The organism is Mycobacterium sp. NPDC004974, assembly GCF_053600815.1.
In genome coordinates this window covers 312,142-330,046 of record NZ_JBSGAQ010000007.1, presented here as the reverse complement: position 1 = coordinate 330,046, position 17,905 = coordinate 312,142, and the positions used below count along the sequence as shown (strand labels likewise).

Annotated in this window: 1 protein-coding gene and 1 pseudogene; both read left to right on the top strand. The window is 67.1% G+C overall.

Translation table 11 applies throughout. The features are described from left to right. On the top strand, positions 1-12,536 hold a 12,536-nt coding region (locus ACWEFV_RS18675; RefSeq protein ID WP_450071226.1), incomplete at its 5' end, for an amino acid adenylation domain-containing protein. Continuing rightward, positions 12,533-17,728: pseudogene (locus tag ACWEFV_RS18670) on the top strand (amino acid adenylation domain-containing protein); the annotation flags it as partial. The gene ACWEFV_RS18675 and the pseudogene ACWEFV_RS18670, both read left to right, overlap by 4 nt. Positions 17,729-17,905 lie beyond the last annotated feature (177 nt).

Genomic DNA, 17,905 nt, shown 5'->3' with positions numbered 1-17,905 from the left:
ACCGTCCGGGTGAGAAGCGTCTGGTGGCTTATCTGACCGGTGTTGCGGATCCGGTGCAGGTGCGGGCTGTGTTGGCGCAGCGGTTGCCGAGTTATATGGTGCCTGCGGCGGTCGTGGCGCTGGAGCAGTTGCCGTTGACGGTCAACGGCAAGTTGGACAAGCGGGCCCTGCCGGCACCGGAGTATGCGGACGCAGATCATTACCGGGCGCCGGGTACTCCCACCGAGGAGATCCTGGCCGGCATCTTCGCTCAGGTGCTGGGGTTGGATCGGGTGGGGGTGGATGACTCGTTCTTCGACCTCGGCGGCGATTCCCTGTCGGCGATGCGCCTCGTCGCGGCGGTCAACACCAGTCTGGATGCCGGGCTTGCCGTGCGCACCTTGTTCGATGCACCGACGGTGGCCCAGTTGGCACCTCGCGTCGGTGAGAGTGCCGACCGGCGCGCACCATTGGTCGCCGGTGAACGCCCCGAAGTCATTCCACTGTCCTACGCACAGAAGCGTATGTGGTTCCTCGATCAGTTGCAGGGGCCGTCGCCCATCTACAACATGGCCGTGGGTCTGCGGTTGACGGGGAGTCTGGATGCGGATGCGTTGGGCGCGTCTCTGGCTGATGTCATCGCCCGGCAGGAGAGCCTGCGGACGCTGATCGTCGCGGCCGATGGTGTGCCGCGGCAGGTGGTGGTACCGGCAGAGCAGGCCGATTTCGGTTGGCGGGTCGTCGCCGCCGGTGATTGGCCGGCAGACCGGCTGGAGGAAGCCGTCAGCGCGGTGGTATGCCATAGCTTCGATCTGTCCACCGAGATTCCGTTGCGGGCAACGCTGTTCCGTGTTTCCGAGGATGAACATGTGCTGGTGACGGTGGTGCACCATATCGCTGCCGACGGCTGGTCGGTGACACCGTTTGTGGCGGACCTGGGCATGGCCTATACCAGTCGCGTCGCCGGGCAGGCCCCCGATTGGATGCCGTTGCCGGTGCAATACGCCGACTACACGTTGTGGCAACAGGATTGGCTTGGTGTGGAGTCCGATCCCGACAGTGTGATCGCCGGTCAGCTCGCGTATTGGGAGCAGGAGTTGGCCGGGCTTCCCGAGCGCTTGGAGTTGCCGACGGATCGGCCGTACCCGCCGACCGCGGACTACCGCGGTTCCAGCGTGGCGGTGGACTGGCCGGCGCAGTTGCAGCAGCAGGTCGCCCGGGTGGCTCGCGAACACAACGTCACCAGCTTCATGGTAGTGCAGGCCGCGTTGGCGGTGCTGTTGTCGAAGCACAGCTCCAGTTCTGATGTGGCCGTGGGATTCCCGATTGCCGGCCGTGGTGAGTCGGCGCTCGACGAGTTGGTCGGATTCTTCGTCAACACGCTGGTCCTGCGGGTGGACATCGCCGGAGATCCCACCGTGGCCGACCTGCTGGCGCAGGTGCGCCAGCAGGCCCTGGGTGCCTACGAGCATCAGGACGTGCCCTTCGAGGCGCTGGTGGACCGGCTCAACCCGACCCGCAGCCTGACGCACCACCCCTTGATCCAGGTCATGCTGGCTTGGCAGAACTTTGGTGGGGATCCGGCGGCTGACCTGACGTTGGGTGACCTGCGAATCACGCCGCTGTCGTCTGAAACAAACACTGCCCGTATGGACCTGGCGTTCTCGCTGGCTGAGCAGTGGACCCCCGAGGGCGAGCCGGCCGGCATCTCCGGGGTGGTGGAGTTCCGCACCGATGTCTTCGACGCCACCAGCGTCGAAACCCTGGTCGAACGCCTGCAACGGGTGCTGGTGGCGTTCACCGCTGATCCGTCGCGGGTGGTGTCGTCGGTCGACGTGCTCGATCAAGATGAACATTCCCAACTGGATCAGGTCGGCAATCAGGCCGTACTGAACCAGACGGATGCGGCAATGTCGATCCCGGCGTTGTTCGCCGCTCAGGTGGTTCGGGCCCCCGATGCGGTCGCAGTGAGTTTCGAAGGCTGCGCGCTGACCTACCGGGAGCTCGACGTCGAATCAAATCGATTGGCGCACGCGCTGATTGCTGCCGGGGTGACGTCCGGTGACGCGGTGGCGTTGCTACTCGATCGTTCAGCACGAGCGGTCGTGGCGATGCTGGCGGCGCTCAAGGCCGGAGCGGCGTATCTGGCGATCGACCCGGTGGTGCCCGACGAGCGGATGCAGTTCATGCTGGCCGATGCGGCTCCGGTCCTCGTGCTCACCACGGGCGGGTTGGCGCAGCGGCTGGACGGGTCTGATGTGGCGACCCTCGATATCGATGATCCCCGGCTGTCAGCCGGCCCGGACACGGCGAGGTCGTCGCCGGGGTTGCCCACTCCTGACGACCTCGCCTACCTCATCTACACCTCGGGGACCACCGGCACCCCGAAGGGTGTGGCGGTCACGCACCGCAACCTGGCTCACGTCGCCGACTCGATGCCCGCCTCCCTACCGGTGGAACAGGTGTGGACGCAGTGCCACTCGTACGCGTTCGACTTCTCGGTGTGGGAGATCTGGGCCGCGTTGCTGACCGGTGGCCGGTTGGTGGTGGTGCCCGAAGCGGTGACCGCATCGCCGAACGATTTCCATGCCCTCCTGGTGTCCGAACGGGTCAATGTGCTGACTCAGACCCCGTCGGCGGTGGCCGCGCTCTCGCCCGAGGGCTTGGATTCGGTGGCGTTGCTGCTGGGTGGTGAGGACTGCCCCGCCGATGTGGTGGACCAGTGGGCACCGGGGCGCGTCGTGATCAACGCCTACGGCCCCACCGAGGCGACGATCTATGCGTCGATGAGTGCGCCTTTGGAGAAGATCCGGGGAGATGGGCCCAACGTCGTCCCGATCGGTGCGCCGGTATCGACGGCGGCGTTGTTCGTGCTGGATCAGCGGCTGTGCCCGGTGCCTCCCGGGGTGATCGGCGAGCTGTATGTGGCCGGCCGGGGTGTGGGTGTGGGCTACCTGCGCCGCCCGGGGTTGACCGGGTCCCGATTCCTCGCGTGTCCGTTCGGCGGGGCCGGAACCCGCATGTATCGCACCGGCGATCTGGTCTCCTGGGGCCCCGATGGGCAGTTGCGGTACCTCGGCCGCGCCGATGAACAGGTGAAGATCCGCGGATACCGCATCGAACTCGGTGAAGTGCGCGCTGCCCTGTCTGAAGTGGCCGGGGTGCAGCAGGCGGTGGTCCTCGCTCGTGAGGACCGTCCCGGTGACAAGCGGCTCGTCGCCTACATCACGGGTACGGCGGATCCGGTCCAGGCACGGGCCGCGTTGACGCAGCGGTTGCCGAGCTACATGGTGCCGGCCGCAGTGGTGTTGCTCGACGCACTGCCGTTGACCGTCAGCGGCAAGTTGGATGCGCGGGCCCTGCCGATACCCGAGTACCAGGGCGCCGCCCTGTACCGTGGCCCGTCCGGCCCTACCGAAGAGATCCTGGTCGGCATCTATGCCCAGGTGCTGGGGTTGGAGCGGGTCGGGGTGGACGACTCGTTCTTCGATCTCGGCGGTGACTCACTGCTGGCGATGCGGGTGATCGCGGCGATCAACACCAGTCTGGATTCCGGGCTGGCGGTGCGGACGTTGTTCGATGCGCCCACGGTGGCGGAGTTGGCCCCCCGGATCGGTGAGGGCTCCAACACGCGAAAGGCTTTGGTGGCCGGCGAACGTCCCGCGGTCGTCCCGTTGTCGTTTGCGCAGAGCCGGTTGTGGTTCCTCAACCGGTTCGAGGACGGGGCCGCGACCTACAACATGCCGACGGCGTTCCGGATCAACGGTGCGCTCGACGTCGAGGCGCTGGGTGCAGCCCTGGACGATGTGATCGCCCGACATGAGTCGCTGCGTACCGTCTTCCCCGACATCGACGGGGTCGCTTTCCAGAAGGTGTTGCCCGCCGAGGCGGGGTTGTGGCGCCGTGGTGGTCCTGCGGTGGTGTCGGTGTCGGAGACCGATGCCGCCTCCGAGCTGGTGGCGTTGGCGGGGTACCGCTTCGACCTGTCGGCCGAGATCCCGATCCGGGCCCAGATCTATCAGATGGGTCACGAGCAGTACCTGCTGGCGATCGTCTTGCATCACATCGTATTTGACGGCTGGTCGATGGCCCCGATGGTGCGGGATGTCGGAGTGGCTTACGCGAGCCGGTGTGCCGGACAGGCTCCCGAGTGGGCGCCGTTGCCGGTGCAGTACGCGGATTACACACTGTGGCAGCAGGAGTGGCTGGGTTCGGAGTCCGATCCCGACAGCGTGATCGCCGCGCAGTTGGGGTACTGGCGCCGGGAGTTGGCCGACCTGCCCGAGGTGGTGTCGTTGCCGGCCGACCGGCCGCGTCCGCCGGTACCCAGCTACCACGGCGACCGGGTACCGATACACATCGACCAGGAACTGTGGGCCGGGGTCAAGGCGGTTGCCGCGGCGCACAACGCGACGGTGTCGATGGTGTTGCAGGCCGCGATGGCGGTGGTGTTGCAGCGGGCCGGCGTCGGCGAGGACGTGGCGCTGGGCACCCCGATCGCCGGGCGGACCGACGCCGCGCTCGATGAGTTGGTCGGGTTCTTCGTCAACACCTGGGTGCTGCGCGTGAGGGTCGGTTCGGGGCTGCGCTTCAGCGATGTGGTGGAGCAGGTGCGCCAGAAGGCTCTGGACGCCTACAGCAACCAGGACGTGCCCTTCGAGCGGCTCGTGGAGCGGCTCAACCCGACGCGCTCCACCTCGCACCACCCGCTCTTCCAGGTCGCGATGGTGTTCCAGAACAACGTGCGCCCGGACGTTGCCCTGGCCGGTGCCGAGGTCGAGGCACTGGTGGCCGAAACCCACACCGCCAAATGGGATCTGGACATCGATCTGCGGGATGTGCCCGGCGAAGGTGCTGCCGGGATGGTCACCTATGCCACGGATTTGTATGACCGGTCCAGTATCGAGCGGTTGGTGGGTTGGTTCGGTCGGGTGCTTGAGGTTGTGGTGGCGGACTCGTCAGTCGTGGTGGGTGAGGTGGGTCTGCTGGATCCTGCCGAGCGGGATCTGGTGTTGCAGAACTGGTCTGGTTCGGGTGTGGGTGCTCCGGTCGGGTTGGGTTCGGAGTTGTTGGCGGCGGCGGTGGCGGCGGATCCGGATGGTGTGGCGGTTGTCGATGGGCAGCGGGTGTTGTCGTATCGAGAGCTGGATGAGGTGTCGAACCGGTTGGCTCGGGTGTTGATCGGTGCAGGGGTTGGTCCGGAGCGTGCGGTGGGCGTGGCGATGGGCCGCTGTGCTGAGTTGGTAGTGGCGTGGTGGGCGGTGCTCAAGGCGGGTGGGGTGTATGTGCCGGTGGATCGGTCGCATCCGGCTGAGCGGATCGCCGCGGTGTTCGACACCGTCGACGCCGTGTGTGTGCTGACTCGCGACACCGACACGCTGTCCGGCGCCGGGACTCGACCCGTGCTGCGGACCGATGATATCGATCTGTCGGGCTGGTCGTCCGAGCCGATCACCGACGTGGATCGGTTGGCGCCGTTGGATATCGACGATGCCGCCTACGTGATCTTCACGTCCGGTTCCACCGGGACGCCCAAGGGCGTGGCGATCAGCCACGCGGGTCTGCAGGGTGAAGCCGCGGCACATCGCGAATTGTGGGGGGTGGCCCCGGGCGCGCGGGTGCTGATGGTGGCCGCACCGACGTTCGATGCCTCGGTGTTCGAGTGGCTGTGGGCGGTGTCCTCCGGCGCCGCGCTGGTGGTGGCAGCGCCGGATTCCTATGCCGGAGAAGCATTGACCGCCGTGATCGAGGATCAGCGCGTTGATGCCGCGTTGATCACCCCGACGGTGGTGGCAACGCTGGACCGGACCCGACTGGACGGGTTGACCACCCTGGTCACGGGTGGCGAGGCGTGCCCTGCGGAGCTGGTGGCGGCGTGGGCACCCGGACGGGCGATGTTCAACGCCTACGGACCGACCGAGGTCACCATCTGGTCGATCTGGAGTGCGCTCAGATCCGGAGAACCCGTGCGGATCGGCGCCCCGATCGCGGGTGTGTGCGCACAGGTGCTGGATGCGCGGATGCACCCCGCACCGGTAGGGGTGGTCGGTGAGCTGTATCTGGCCGGCCCGGGGGTGGCTCGCGGTTATGTCGGCCGGCCCGACCTGACGGCGGACCGGTTCGTGGCCAACCCCTTTGGAGCTCGCGGAACCCGCATGTATCGCACCGGAGACCTGGTGCGCTGGACCCCGGCGGGAAGCCTCGAGTACCTGGGCCGGGCCGACGCGCAGATCAAACTGCGCGGCCAGCGGCTGGAACTAGGGGAGATCGAGAACACCCTGCTGGCCTGCCCCCAGGTTGCCCGGGCCGCCGCCACCGTCTTCCACAGCGAGGCCGCTGATCATCTCGTTGCCTACGTCAGCCTGGATCACACGAGCACCGCCGATCACGAGGCGGAAGTCGTCGATCAGTGGCAGCAGATCTATGACGAGCTGTATGACGCTGATCTCGAGGTGGTCGAGTTCGGCAGTGACTTCCGAGGTTGGAACAGCAGCTACACCGGGCAGCCGATCCCCTTGCCGGAGATGGCCGAATGGCGTGCGACGGCCGTGGATCGCATCCTCGGCCTGAAACCGCGGCGGGTGCTGGAGATCGGTGTCGGCTCGGGCCTCATGCTGGCGAAGGTGGCCCCCCAATCCGTGGAGTATTGGGGCACAGACTTTTCCGCACCGACCATCGCGAAGCTGCAGGTGGCCGTCGCCGGCCAGCCGTGGGGCGATCGGGTGCGGTTGCAGGCGCAGCCGGCCGACGTGATCGATGGATTGCCGCTGGGCCACTTCGACACGATCATCATCAACTCGGTCGTCCAGTACTTCCCCAACGCCGGATATCTGACCGAGGTGATGGACAAGGCCGTGGAACTGTTGGCGCCCGGGGGTGCCCTGTTCATCGGCGACGTGCGCAACCACAGCCTGCAGGGCGCATTCCAGACTGGAATCGCGCTCGCCCGCAGCGATGCGGATGCCGACACCGACGAGATCCGCCAGAAGGTGCAGCGCGCGGTGCTCGGTGAGCCCGAGTTGCTCTTGGCTCCTGAGTTCTTCACCAACTGGGCGGCCGGGAACGGCGCAACGGCCGGGGTGGGCATCGAAGTCAAGCGCGGTATGGCCGACAACGAGTTGAGCCGGTACCGCTACGACGTCGTCGTCCACAAGACGCCGACGGCGATGTGCTCGCTCGCCGGTGCGCCGGTGTGGATGTGGGAGCACTGTGCGGGCCTGAGCGGGTTGCACACCGAATTGACGACGCAACGTCCGGCGGCCGTGCGGGTCGCCGCGATTCCGCGCGGCGGGGTGATCGCCGATGTCGCCATCGAACAGGCCCTGGCCGCAGGCAGGTCGGCGGGTGAAGCCCTCCCCACCCCCGATGACGCGGTGACCCCGGAACAGTTGTACCGGCTCGGCGAGGACGACGGCTATCAGGTCGCGGTGACGTGGGGTGCGGAACCCGGCACCGTCGACGCGGTCTTCATCGACACCACCCGACGGGGGCACCGTCGAGTGCTGACCGACCTGTACCTGCCTGCGGCCGAGTCCCGGCAGCGCAGCACCTACGCCAACGATCCCGACACCAACAGCAAAGTCAGCGCGGTACGGCAGTGGTTGGGTGCACGGTTGCCCGAGTACATGGTGCCGAGCCAGATCGTGGTGCTCGAGGAGTTCCCGCTGACCACGTCCGGCAAGATCGACCGTAAAGGCTTGCCGGAGCCGGTGTTTGCCGCCACGGTATTCCGGGCCCCACAGACTCCGACCGAGAAGACCGTCGCCGAGGTCTTCACCGAGGTGCTCGGCCTGGACCGGGTGGGCCTCGATGACGACTTCTTCGCCCTCGGCGGTGACTCGTTGATCGCCACCCGGGTGTGCGCACGGTTGCAGTCGGCACTGGGCAGGGACGTTCCGGTGCGGTACCTCTTCGACGCTCCCGCCGTCGGCCGCCTGGCCGACTACCTCGACCGTAACCAGGGGCGGGCGGCCCGGCCACCGATTCAGGTGCTGACCCGCCCGCAACGCATCCCGTTGTCCTACGCCCAACAGCGCCTGTGGTTCCTCGAACAGCTGCAGGGGCCGTCGCCGATCTACAACATGGCCGTGGGGCTTCGACTGAACGGCCACCTGGATGCCGATGCCCTCGGAGCGGCGCTGGCCGATGTGGTGGGTCGACAGGAGAGCCTGCGCACGATGTTCCAGTCGGTCGACGGGGTTTCCCGGCAGGTCGTGGTACCCGCCGAGCAGGCCGATTTCGGATGGCAGATCGTCGATGCCGGTGGATGGTCGGCGGACCAGCTCGATGACGCCATCGGCGCGGCTGCCCGTCGCAGTTTCGACCTGGGGCACGAAATTCCGTTGCGGGCCACGCTGTTCCGCACCTGTGCCGACGAGCATGTGCTGGTGGCGGTGGTGCACCACATCGCCGCCGACGGCTGGTCGGTGGCACCGTTGGTGGCGAATCTCGGGGCCGCCTACGCCAGCCGAACCTCGGGACGGGCTCCCGATTGGGAGCCGCTGCCCGTGCAGTACGTGGACTACACGCTGTGGCAGCGTGCACAGCTCGGTGATCTGGAGGACACCGACAGCCGGATCACCGAGCAGTTGGCCTACTGGGAGCAGGAACTCGCCGGGCTCCCCGAGCGTCTGGAGTTGCCGACGGACCGGCCGTACCCGCCGGTGGCGGACTACCGTGGGGCCAGCGTGCTGGTGGAATGGCCGGCACAGCTGCAGCAGCAGGTCGCCCGGGTCGCCCGTGAACACAACGTGACCAGCTTCATGGTGGTGCAGACCGCGTTGGCCGTCCTGCTGTCCCAACTGAGCGCCAGCTCGGATGTGGCCGTCGGAATTACCATCGCCGGTCGCGGTGAGCCCGAACTCGATGAACTGGTCGGCTTCTTCGTCAACACGCTGGTACTACGGGTCGACCTGGCCGGGGATCCCACCGTGGCCGACCTGTTGACGCAGGTGCGTCGGCGCGCCCTGGGCGCCTATGAGCATCAGGATGTGCCCTTCGAAGTATTGGTCGATCGGGTCAATCCGACCCGCAGCCTGACCCACCACCCGCTGGTACAGGTCATGCTGGCCTGGCAGAACCTGCCGTGGCAGCACAGCGATCCGGCCGCGGGACTGACGTTGGGAGATGTGCAGGTCAGCCCGATTGCGGCGGAAACTCACACGGCCCGAATGGATTTGGCGCTGTCTCTGTCCGAACGTTGGACATCCGACGGTGCGCATGCGGGGATCTCCGGGATGGTGGAGTTCCGCACCGATGTGTTCGACACCGCAAGCATCCACATCCTGATCGATCGGTTGCGGCGGGTGCTGGCCGCGGTGACCGCCGACCCGGCCCGCACGGTGTCCTCGGTGGACCTGCTCGACGAAGGCGAACGCTCGCGACTCGGGGAGCTGGGTAACCGCGCGGTGTTGGCCCGGTCGGTGTCGGGTTCTGCGTCGATTCCGGCGTTGTTCGCGGTACAGGTGGAGCGGGTTCCGGATGCGGTGGCGGTGTCGTTTGCGGGTCGTTCGGTGTCGTATCGGGAGTTGGATGAGGCGTCGAATCGGTTGGCGCACTTGTTGGTTGCTCAGGGTGCGGGTCCGGGTCGGTGTGTGGCGTTGTTGGTGAACCGGTCGGTTGAGGCGATCGTGTCGATTCTGGCGGTGCTCAAGTCTGGTGCGGCGTATCTGCCGATCGATCCGATGCATCCCGATGCACGGGTCGAATTCATGCTCACTGACGCCGCCCCGATCATGGCGATCACCTCGCCGGGCTTGGCCGACCGACTGCACGGGCGCGATGTGCCGGTCATCGATGTCGACGACCCCCGCATCGAGACCTACCCGGCCACACAGCTGCCGGAGCCGGCCTCCGATGACATCGCGTACCTGATCTACACCTCGGGCACCACCGGTGTGCCCAAGGGTGTGGCGATCACGCATCACAACGTGACCGAACTGCTGGAGTCGCTGGATGCCGATGTCGAGCGTGCCGGTGTGTGGTCGCAATGCCACTCCTATGCCTTCGATTACTCGGTGTGGGAGCTCTGGGGCCCGCTGCTGGCCGGCGGCCGGCTGGTGGTGGTTCCCGAGGACGTCACCCGCTCGCCGCAGGAACTGCACGCGCTGTTGGCGACCGAGCAGGTCACCGTGCTCAGTCAGACCCCGTCCGCGTTCTACGCCCTTCAGGTCGCTGACACTCAGCAGCCCGACCTGGGCCGGCAGCTCAAGCTCGAGACCGTGGTGTTCGGTGGTGAGGCACTCGAACCTCAGCGGCTCGAGCCGTGGCTGTCCAGCCATCCCGCCGGGACACCACGGATGATCAACATGTACGGGATCACCGAGACGACCGTGCACGCCTCGTTCCGGGAGATCTTCGACGGTGACATCGGCAGGGCGGTGAGTCCGATCGGTGTTCCGCTCGCGCATCTAGGGTTCTTCGTGCTGGACAAGTGGTTGCGTCCGGTACCCCCGGGCGTGGTGGGTGAATTGTATGTGGCCGGAACAGGTCTGGGCGTCGGATATGTGCGCCGCGGTGGTTTGACCGCCGCGCGGTTCGTGGCCTGCCCGTTCGCCGGCAACGGGTCGTCAGGACAACGGATGTACCGCACCGGCGATCTGGTGTCCTGGGACACCGCCGGTGAGTTGCGTTATGCCGGGCGCGCCGATGAGCAGGTCAAGATCCGTGGCTACCGGATCGAGTTGGGTGAGATACAGACCGCTCTGGCGGATCTGGACGGCGTGGAGCAGGCGGTGGTGATCGCCCGTGAGGACCGTCCGGGTGACAAGCGTCTGGTCGGTTACCTCACCGGTGCCGCGGATCCGGTGCAGGTGCGCGCTGCGCTCGCGCAGCGGCTGCCCGGCTATATGGTGCCCGCGGCGGTCGTCGCACTCGAGCAGCTACCGCTGACCGTCAACGGCAAACTCGACAAGCGCGCCCTGCCGGCTCCGGACTACGCCGATGGTGACGGATACCGCGCCCCGACCAACGCGGTCGAGGAGATCCTCGCCGGAATCTATGCGCAGGTGCTGGGGTTGGAGCGGGTCGGGGTCGATGATTCGTTCTTCGACCTCGGCGGTGACTCGCTGTCGGCGATGCGGCTGATCTCCGCGGTCAACACGAGTCTCGATGCCGGCCTCGCGGTGCGCGCGGTGTTCGACGCCCCATCGGTATCCGAGCTGGCGCCGCGGATCGGCGAGAGTTCGGGCCGCCGTACCCCGTTGACGGCGCAACAACGGCCCGAGGTGGTGCCGTTGTCCTATGCGCAGCAACGGTTGTGGTTCTTCAACCAATTGCAGGGGCCGTCACCGGTCTACAACATGCCCACCGCGTTGCGGATCACCGGGGCGTTGGACGTGGAGGCCCTGGGCGCGGCGCTGGCCGATGTGGTGGGCCGCCAGGAGGGCCTGCGCACGTTGTTCCCGGCTGTCGAGGGGATCCCCCGGCAGGTGGTCGTGCCGGCCGAGCAGGCCGACTTCGGTTGGCAGATCGTCGATGCGGCCGGATGGACTGCCGAGCAGCTGTCGGCGGCCGTGCACGCCGCGGTGTGCCACACCTTCGATCTGGCCACTGAGATCCCGCTGCGGGCAACGCTTTTCCGTTTGGGGCCCGACGATCACGTATTGGTGGCGGTCGCGCACCATATTGCCGCTGACGGCTGGTCGGTGACCCCGCTGGTGGCCGACCTCGGGGTGGCGTACGCCGGCCGATGCGCCGGTCAGGCCCCGGACTGGGCACCGCTGCCGGTGCAGTACATCGACTACACGCTCTGGCAACAGGATTGGCTGGGATCCGAGGAGGATCCCGACAGCGTGATCTCCGGACAGTTGGCGTACTGGCAGGAGGCGCTCGCCGGGATGCCCGAGCGCCTGGAGTTGCCGACGGATCGGCCTTATCCGCCGGTGGCGGACTACCGCGGGGCAAGTGTGACGGTCGACTGGCCGGCCCAGCTGCAGCAGCAGGTGGCCCGGACGGCTCGGGAGCACAACGCGACCAGCTTCATGGTGGTGCAGGCCGCCCTGGCGGTGTTGCTGTCGCAGCTGAGCGCCAGTTCCGATGTGGCGGTTGGGATCGCGATAGCAGGTCGCGGCGAGCCCCAGCTCGATGAGTTGGTCGGTTTCTTCGTCAACACGTTGGTGCTACGGGTGGACCTGTCGGGAGACCCCACCATCGACGAACTGTTGAGTCAGGTACGCCAGCGCAGTCTGTCGGCGTTCGACCACCAGGATGTGCCGTTCGACGTGCTGGTGGAGCGACTCAACCCGGCCCGGTCGCTGGCGCGTCATCCGCTGGTGCAGGTGCTCCTGGCGTGGCAGAACTTCGCCGGGGACCCAGCGGTCGATGTCGCGCTGGGCGATGTGCAGATCGCGCCGCTGTCTGCCGAAACCCATGCGGCCCGGATGGATTTGGTGTTCTCCCTGTCCGAACGGTGGACCCCCGACGGTGAGCCGGCCGGTATCGGTGGCGGAGTGGAATTCAGAACCGATGTCTTCGACGCCGCCAGCATCGACAAGCTGGTCGAGCGGTTAAGGAGAGTACTCATGGTGCTGACCGCAGAACCCGGGGGGCAGGCATGACCGCGGATCTCACCCGGCGCTTGTCGTCGATGGACCTGCTCGACGAGGGCGAGCACTCCCAGCTCGATGATTGGAGCAACCGTGCAGCCCTGAACCGGCCGGCGACCCGCTCGGTGTCGGGTTCTGCGTCGATTCCGGTGTTGTTCGCGGTACAGGTGGAGCGGGTTCCGGATGCGGTGGCGGTGTCGTTTGCGGGTCGTTCGGTGTCGTATCGGGAGTTGGATGAGGCGTCGAATCGGTTGGCGCACTTGTTGGTTGCTCAGGGTGCGGGTCCGGGTCGGTGTGTGGCGTTGTTGGTGAACCGGTCGGTTGAGGCGATCGTGTCGATTCTGGCGGTGCTCAAGTCTGGTGCGGCGTATCTGCCGATCGATCCGATGCATCCCGATGCACGGGTCGAGTTCATGCTCACTGACGCCGCACCTGCCGTGGCACTCGTGACAGGTGGGTTGGCCGCGCGGTTGGCCGGGTGCACAGACCTGGTGGTCATCGACGTCGAAGATTCCCGCATCGATGACCAGCCCAGCGCACCGCTGGATGCGGCGCCTGCCGCCGATGACATGGCGTACCTGATCTACACCTCGGGCACCACCGGTGTGCCCAAGGGCGTGGCGATCACGCATCACAACGTGACCGAGCTGCTGGAGTCGCTGGATGCCGATGTCGAGCGTGCCGGTGTGTGGTCGCAGTGGCATTCCTATGCGTTCGACGTTTCCGTGTTCGAGATCTGGGGCGCACTCCTGGCCGGTGGCCGGTTGGTGGTGGTCTCCGAGGAGGTGACCCGCTCGGCAGCGGACCTACTCGCGCTGTTGGTGACCGAAGAGGTCACCGTGCTCAGCCAGACCCCCTCGGCGTTCTATGCGCTCCAGGCAGCGGAGGCCCAGCAGCCCGACCTGGGCCGGCAGCTCCAGCTCAAGACCGTGGTCTTCGCCGGCGAGGCGCTCGAACCTCAGCGCCTGGAGCCATGGCTGGCAAACCATCCCGCGGGGTCGCCGCGCCTGCTCAACCTGTACGGAACCACCGAGACGACGGTGCACGCCTCGTTCCGGGAGATCGTCGAGGCTGACACCGCCAGCGTGGTCAGTCCCGTCGGGGTGCCGCTGACCCATCTCAGTTTCTTCGTGCTGGACAAGTGGCTGCGCCCGCCGCCGGTCGGGGTGGTGGGGGAGTTGTATGTGGCAGGCACCGGCCAGGGCATCGGGTACTGGCGTCGGCCCGGACTGAGCGCATCGCGGTTCGTGGCCTGCCCGTTCGCCGGCAACGGGTCATCAGGACAACGGATGTACCGCACCGGGGACCTGGCGTCCTGGGGGCCCGACGGGCAACTGCGGTATGCCGGGCGTGCTGACGAGCAGGTCAAGATCCGCGGGTACCGCATCGAACTCGGTGAAGTGCGGGTGGCGCTGTCCGAGGTGGCCGGGGTCGAGCAGGCGGTGGTGATCGCCCGTGAAGACCGGCCGGGTGACAAGCGTCTGGTCGGCTATGTCACCGAATTGGTCGCCGGGGCAGTCGATCCGGCCGCGGCGCGCGCCGCGCTGGCCGAACGGCTGCCGAGCTACATGATCCCCACGGCTGTGGTGGTACTCGAGGCCTTGCCGTTGACGGTTAACGGCAAGCTCGACAAGCGAGCTCTGCCGGCACCGGAATATACCGATGGTGACCGGTACCGGGCCCCGTCCAGTCCCACCGAGGAGATCCTGGCCGGGATTTACGCCCAGGTATTGGGTTTGGAACGGGTCGGGGTCGATGATTCGTTCTTCGATCTCGGGGGTGACTCGCTGTTGGCGATGCGGGTGATCGCCGCGGCCAACACGAGCCTGGATTCGGGGCTTGCGGTCCGTGCGATCTTCGATTCGCCGACGGTGGCCCAGCTGGCACCACACATCGGCGAGGGGTCGGGCCGCCGTACCCCGCTGGCAGCCAGAGAGCGGCCCGAGGCGGTGCCGCTTTCCTATGCGCAGCAACGGTTGTGGTTCCTCAACCGGTTCGAGGGCGGAGCTGCCACCTACAACATGCCGACCGCGCTGCGGATCAACGGACCGTTGGATGTCGATGCGCTGGATGCCGCGATCGATGATGTGATCGCCCGGCACGAGGCGCTGCGGACCGTCTTCCCGGACACCGACGGGGTGGCCGTCCAGAAGGTGTTGCCCGCCGAGGCGGGGATGTGGCGGCGTGGTGGCCCGGCCGTCATACCGCTGCCGGAGTCCGATGTGATGGGCGCGCTCACCGCGCTGGCCGCGTACCGGTTCGATCTGGCCACCGAGATTCCGATCCGGGCCCAGATCTACGAGGTGGGCCCGCAGCGGTATGTGCTGGCGCTCGTGCTGCATCACATCGCTTTCGACGGTTGGTCGATGGCCCCGATGGTGCGCGACGTGGGGGTGGCCTATGCCGGCCGCAGTACCGGCCGGGCTCCCGAGTGGGCGCCGTTGCCGGTGCAGTACGCGGATTACACTCTGTGGCAACAGGAGTGGCTGGGTTCGGAGTCCGATCCCGACAGTGTGATCGCCGGTCAGCTGGACTACTGGCGTCACGAGTTGGCGGACCTGCCCGAGGTGGTGTCGTTGCCGGCGGATCGGCCCCGTCCGCCGGCACCCACCTACCGTGGCGAGGCGGTTGACCTGAGCATCGACCCGCAGCTGTGGGCCGGGGTCAAGGAGGTTGCCGCAGCGCACAATACGACAGTCTCGATGGTGTTGCAGGCTGTCACGGCGGTGGTGTTGCACCGCGCCGGCGCCGGTGACGACGTGGCTCTGGGAACCCCGATCGCCGGACGGATGGACCAGGCGCTCGACGAGTTGGTCGGATTCTTCGTCAACACCTGGGTGTTGCGGGTCGGGGTGAAGTCCGGGCTGCGCTTCGGCGAGGTACTTGAGCAGGTGCGGCAGAAGGCGCTGGATGCCTACGGCAATCAGGACGTGCCGTTCGAGCGGTTGGTCGAGCAACTCAACCCGGTGCGTTCCACGTCGCATCACCCACTGTTCCAGGCCGCCTTGGTGTTCCAGAACAACAAGCGTCCCGAAGTTCTGGACATCGACGGAGTCACCGTCGAGGGGCTGGCGGCCGATATCCGGACCGCGAAGTTCGACTTGGACATCGACCTGCGGGAGGTGCCCGGCGAGGACCCGGACGTGCCGATGGCCGCCGGCATGGTGACCTATGCGATGGATCTGTACGACCGTTCCAGCATCGAGCGGTTCGTGGTTTGGTTCGGGCGGGTGGTCGAGGCTGTCGTGGCCGACTCGTCGGTGGTGGTGGGCGACGTGAGCCTGCTGGACCCCGATGAGCGGGACCAGATGCTGTACAGGTGGTCTGGCGCTGAGGTCAATGCGGCCGTGGGTCTGGGTGACCAGTTGTTGGCTGCCGCGGTCACAGCCGCTCCGGATGCCCCGGCGATCGTCGACGGTACCCGCCAGCTGTCGTATCGCGAGCTGGACGAGGCGTCGAGCCGGTTGGCGCGGGAGCTGATCGCGATCGGAGTGGGCCCGGAACGCACGGTGGGTGTGGCTGTCGCCCGGTGCGCCGAATTGCTTGTGGCGTGGTGGGCGGTGCTCAAGGCCGGTGGGGCTTATGTACCCGTGGATCCGGGGCACCCGGCTGAGCGGATCGCCACGGTCCTCAACACCGCTGAGGCCTCCTGCGTGCTGATCTGTGGAGCGGACACCCTGGAGGGCACCGGGAGCCGCCCGGTGTTGCGCCTCGACACCCTGGACGTGTCGGGACACAGTGCCGCCCCGATCACCGATGCGGACCGATTGGCGCCGTTGACTGTCGATGCCGTCGCCTATGTCATCTTCACCTCGGGGTCCACGGGCACTCCCAAGGGCGTGGCGGTCAGCCACGCAGGTCTGTGGGGAGTGGCGGCGGCCCACCGAAAGTGCTTCGCGATACGTGCGGATTCGCGGGTGTTGACGGTGGCCGCACCGACGTTCGATGCCTCGGTGTACGAGTGGCTGTTGGCCGTGGACATGGCTGCCGCGCTGGTGGTGGCACCGCCTGATTCCTACGCCGGCGAAGCACTGACTTCCGTGATCGCGGATCAGCGCGTCGATGTGGCGGTGTTCACGCCGACGGTGCTGGAGACGCTGGACCGGGCCCGGCTGGACGGGTTGAAGACGGTGATCACGGTCGGGGAGGCCTTGCCGGCGGAGTTGGTCGCCGCCTGGGCACCGGGCCGGCTGATGTACAACGGATACGGGCCTACCGAGATCACCATCTGGGCCAGCTGCACACCGGCGCTGACGGCGGGACAACCGGTGGACATCGGCACCCCGATCACCGGGGTTCGCACGCTGGTACTCGATGCGCGGCTGAACGCGGCCCCCGTCGGAGTGGTGGGCGAGCTGTATCTGGCTGGTCCGGCGGTGGCGCGCGGTTACGTGGGCCGGGCGGACCTGACCGCAGATCGATTCGTGGCCAACCCCTTTGGCGGGCCAGGGTCGCGGATGTACCGCAGCGGCGACCTGGTGCGCTGGACGGCCTGGGGGGCACTCGAGTATCTGGGGCGCGCCGACGCCCAGGTCAAGCTGCGCGGGCAGCGCATCGAGTTGGGGGAGATCGAGAACACCCTGTTGGCCTGCCCGCAGGTCGGCCGGGCCGCGGCGGCGGTGCACCACACCGACACGGCCGATCACCTGGTCGCCTACGTCAGCCTGGAGCGCTCGAGCACCGCCGACCATGAGGCCGAGGTTGTCGATCAGTGGCAGCAACTGTATGACGAGCTCTATGATGCCGGGGGCGAGGCGGAGGAGTTCGGCAGCGACTTCCGTGGTTGGAACAGCAGTTACACCGGGCAGCCGATTCCACTCGATCAGATGCGGGAGTGGCGGGCGGGGGCCGTCAGTCGGATCCTGGCTCTGCGCCCGCGTCGGGTGCTGGAGATCGGTGTCGGTTCAGGCCTGATACTCGCGCAGGTGGCCCCCGAGTCCGAAGAATATTGGGGCACAGACTTTTCCGCGCCGACCATCCAGACGTTGCAGAGGGCCGTGGCCGGGCAGCAGTGGGGGGACCGGGTGCGGCTGCAGGTGCAGCCGGCCGATGTCGTCGACGGCTTGCCGGCGGGGCATTTCGACACGATCATCATCAACTCGGTGGTCCAGTACTTCCCCAACGCCGGATATCTGACCGACGTGATGGACAAGGCCATGGAACTGCTGGCACCCGGTGGGGCGTTGTTCCTCGGCGACGTGCGCAACCACAGCCTGCAGGGCGCCTTCCAGACTGCCATCGCCTTGGCGCACGTTGACTCTGCCGATACCGACGAGGTTCGGCAGCGGGTTCAGCGGGCTGTGCTCGGTGAGCCTGAGTTGCTTTTGGCTCCAGAGTTTTTCACGGCCTGGGTGGACGGTCATGCGGCAGTGAGTGGCCTG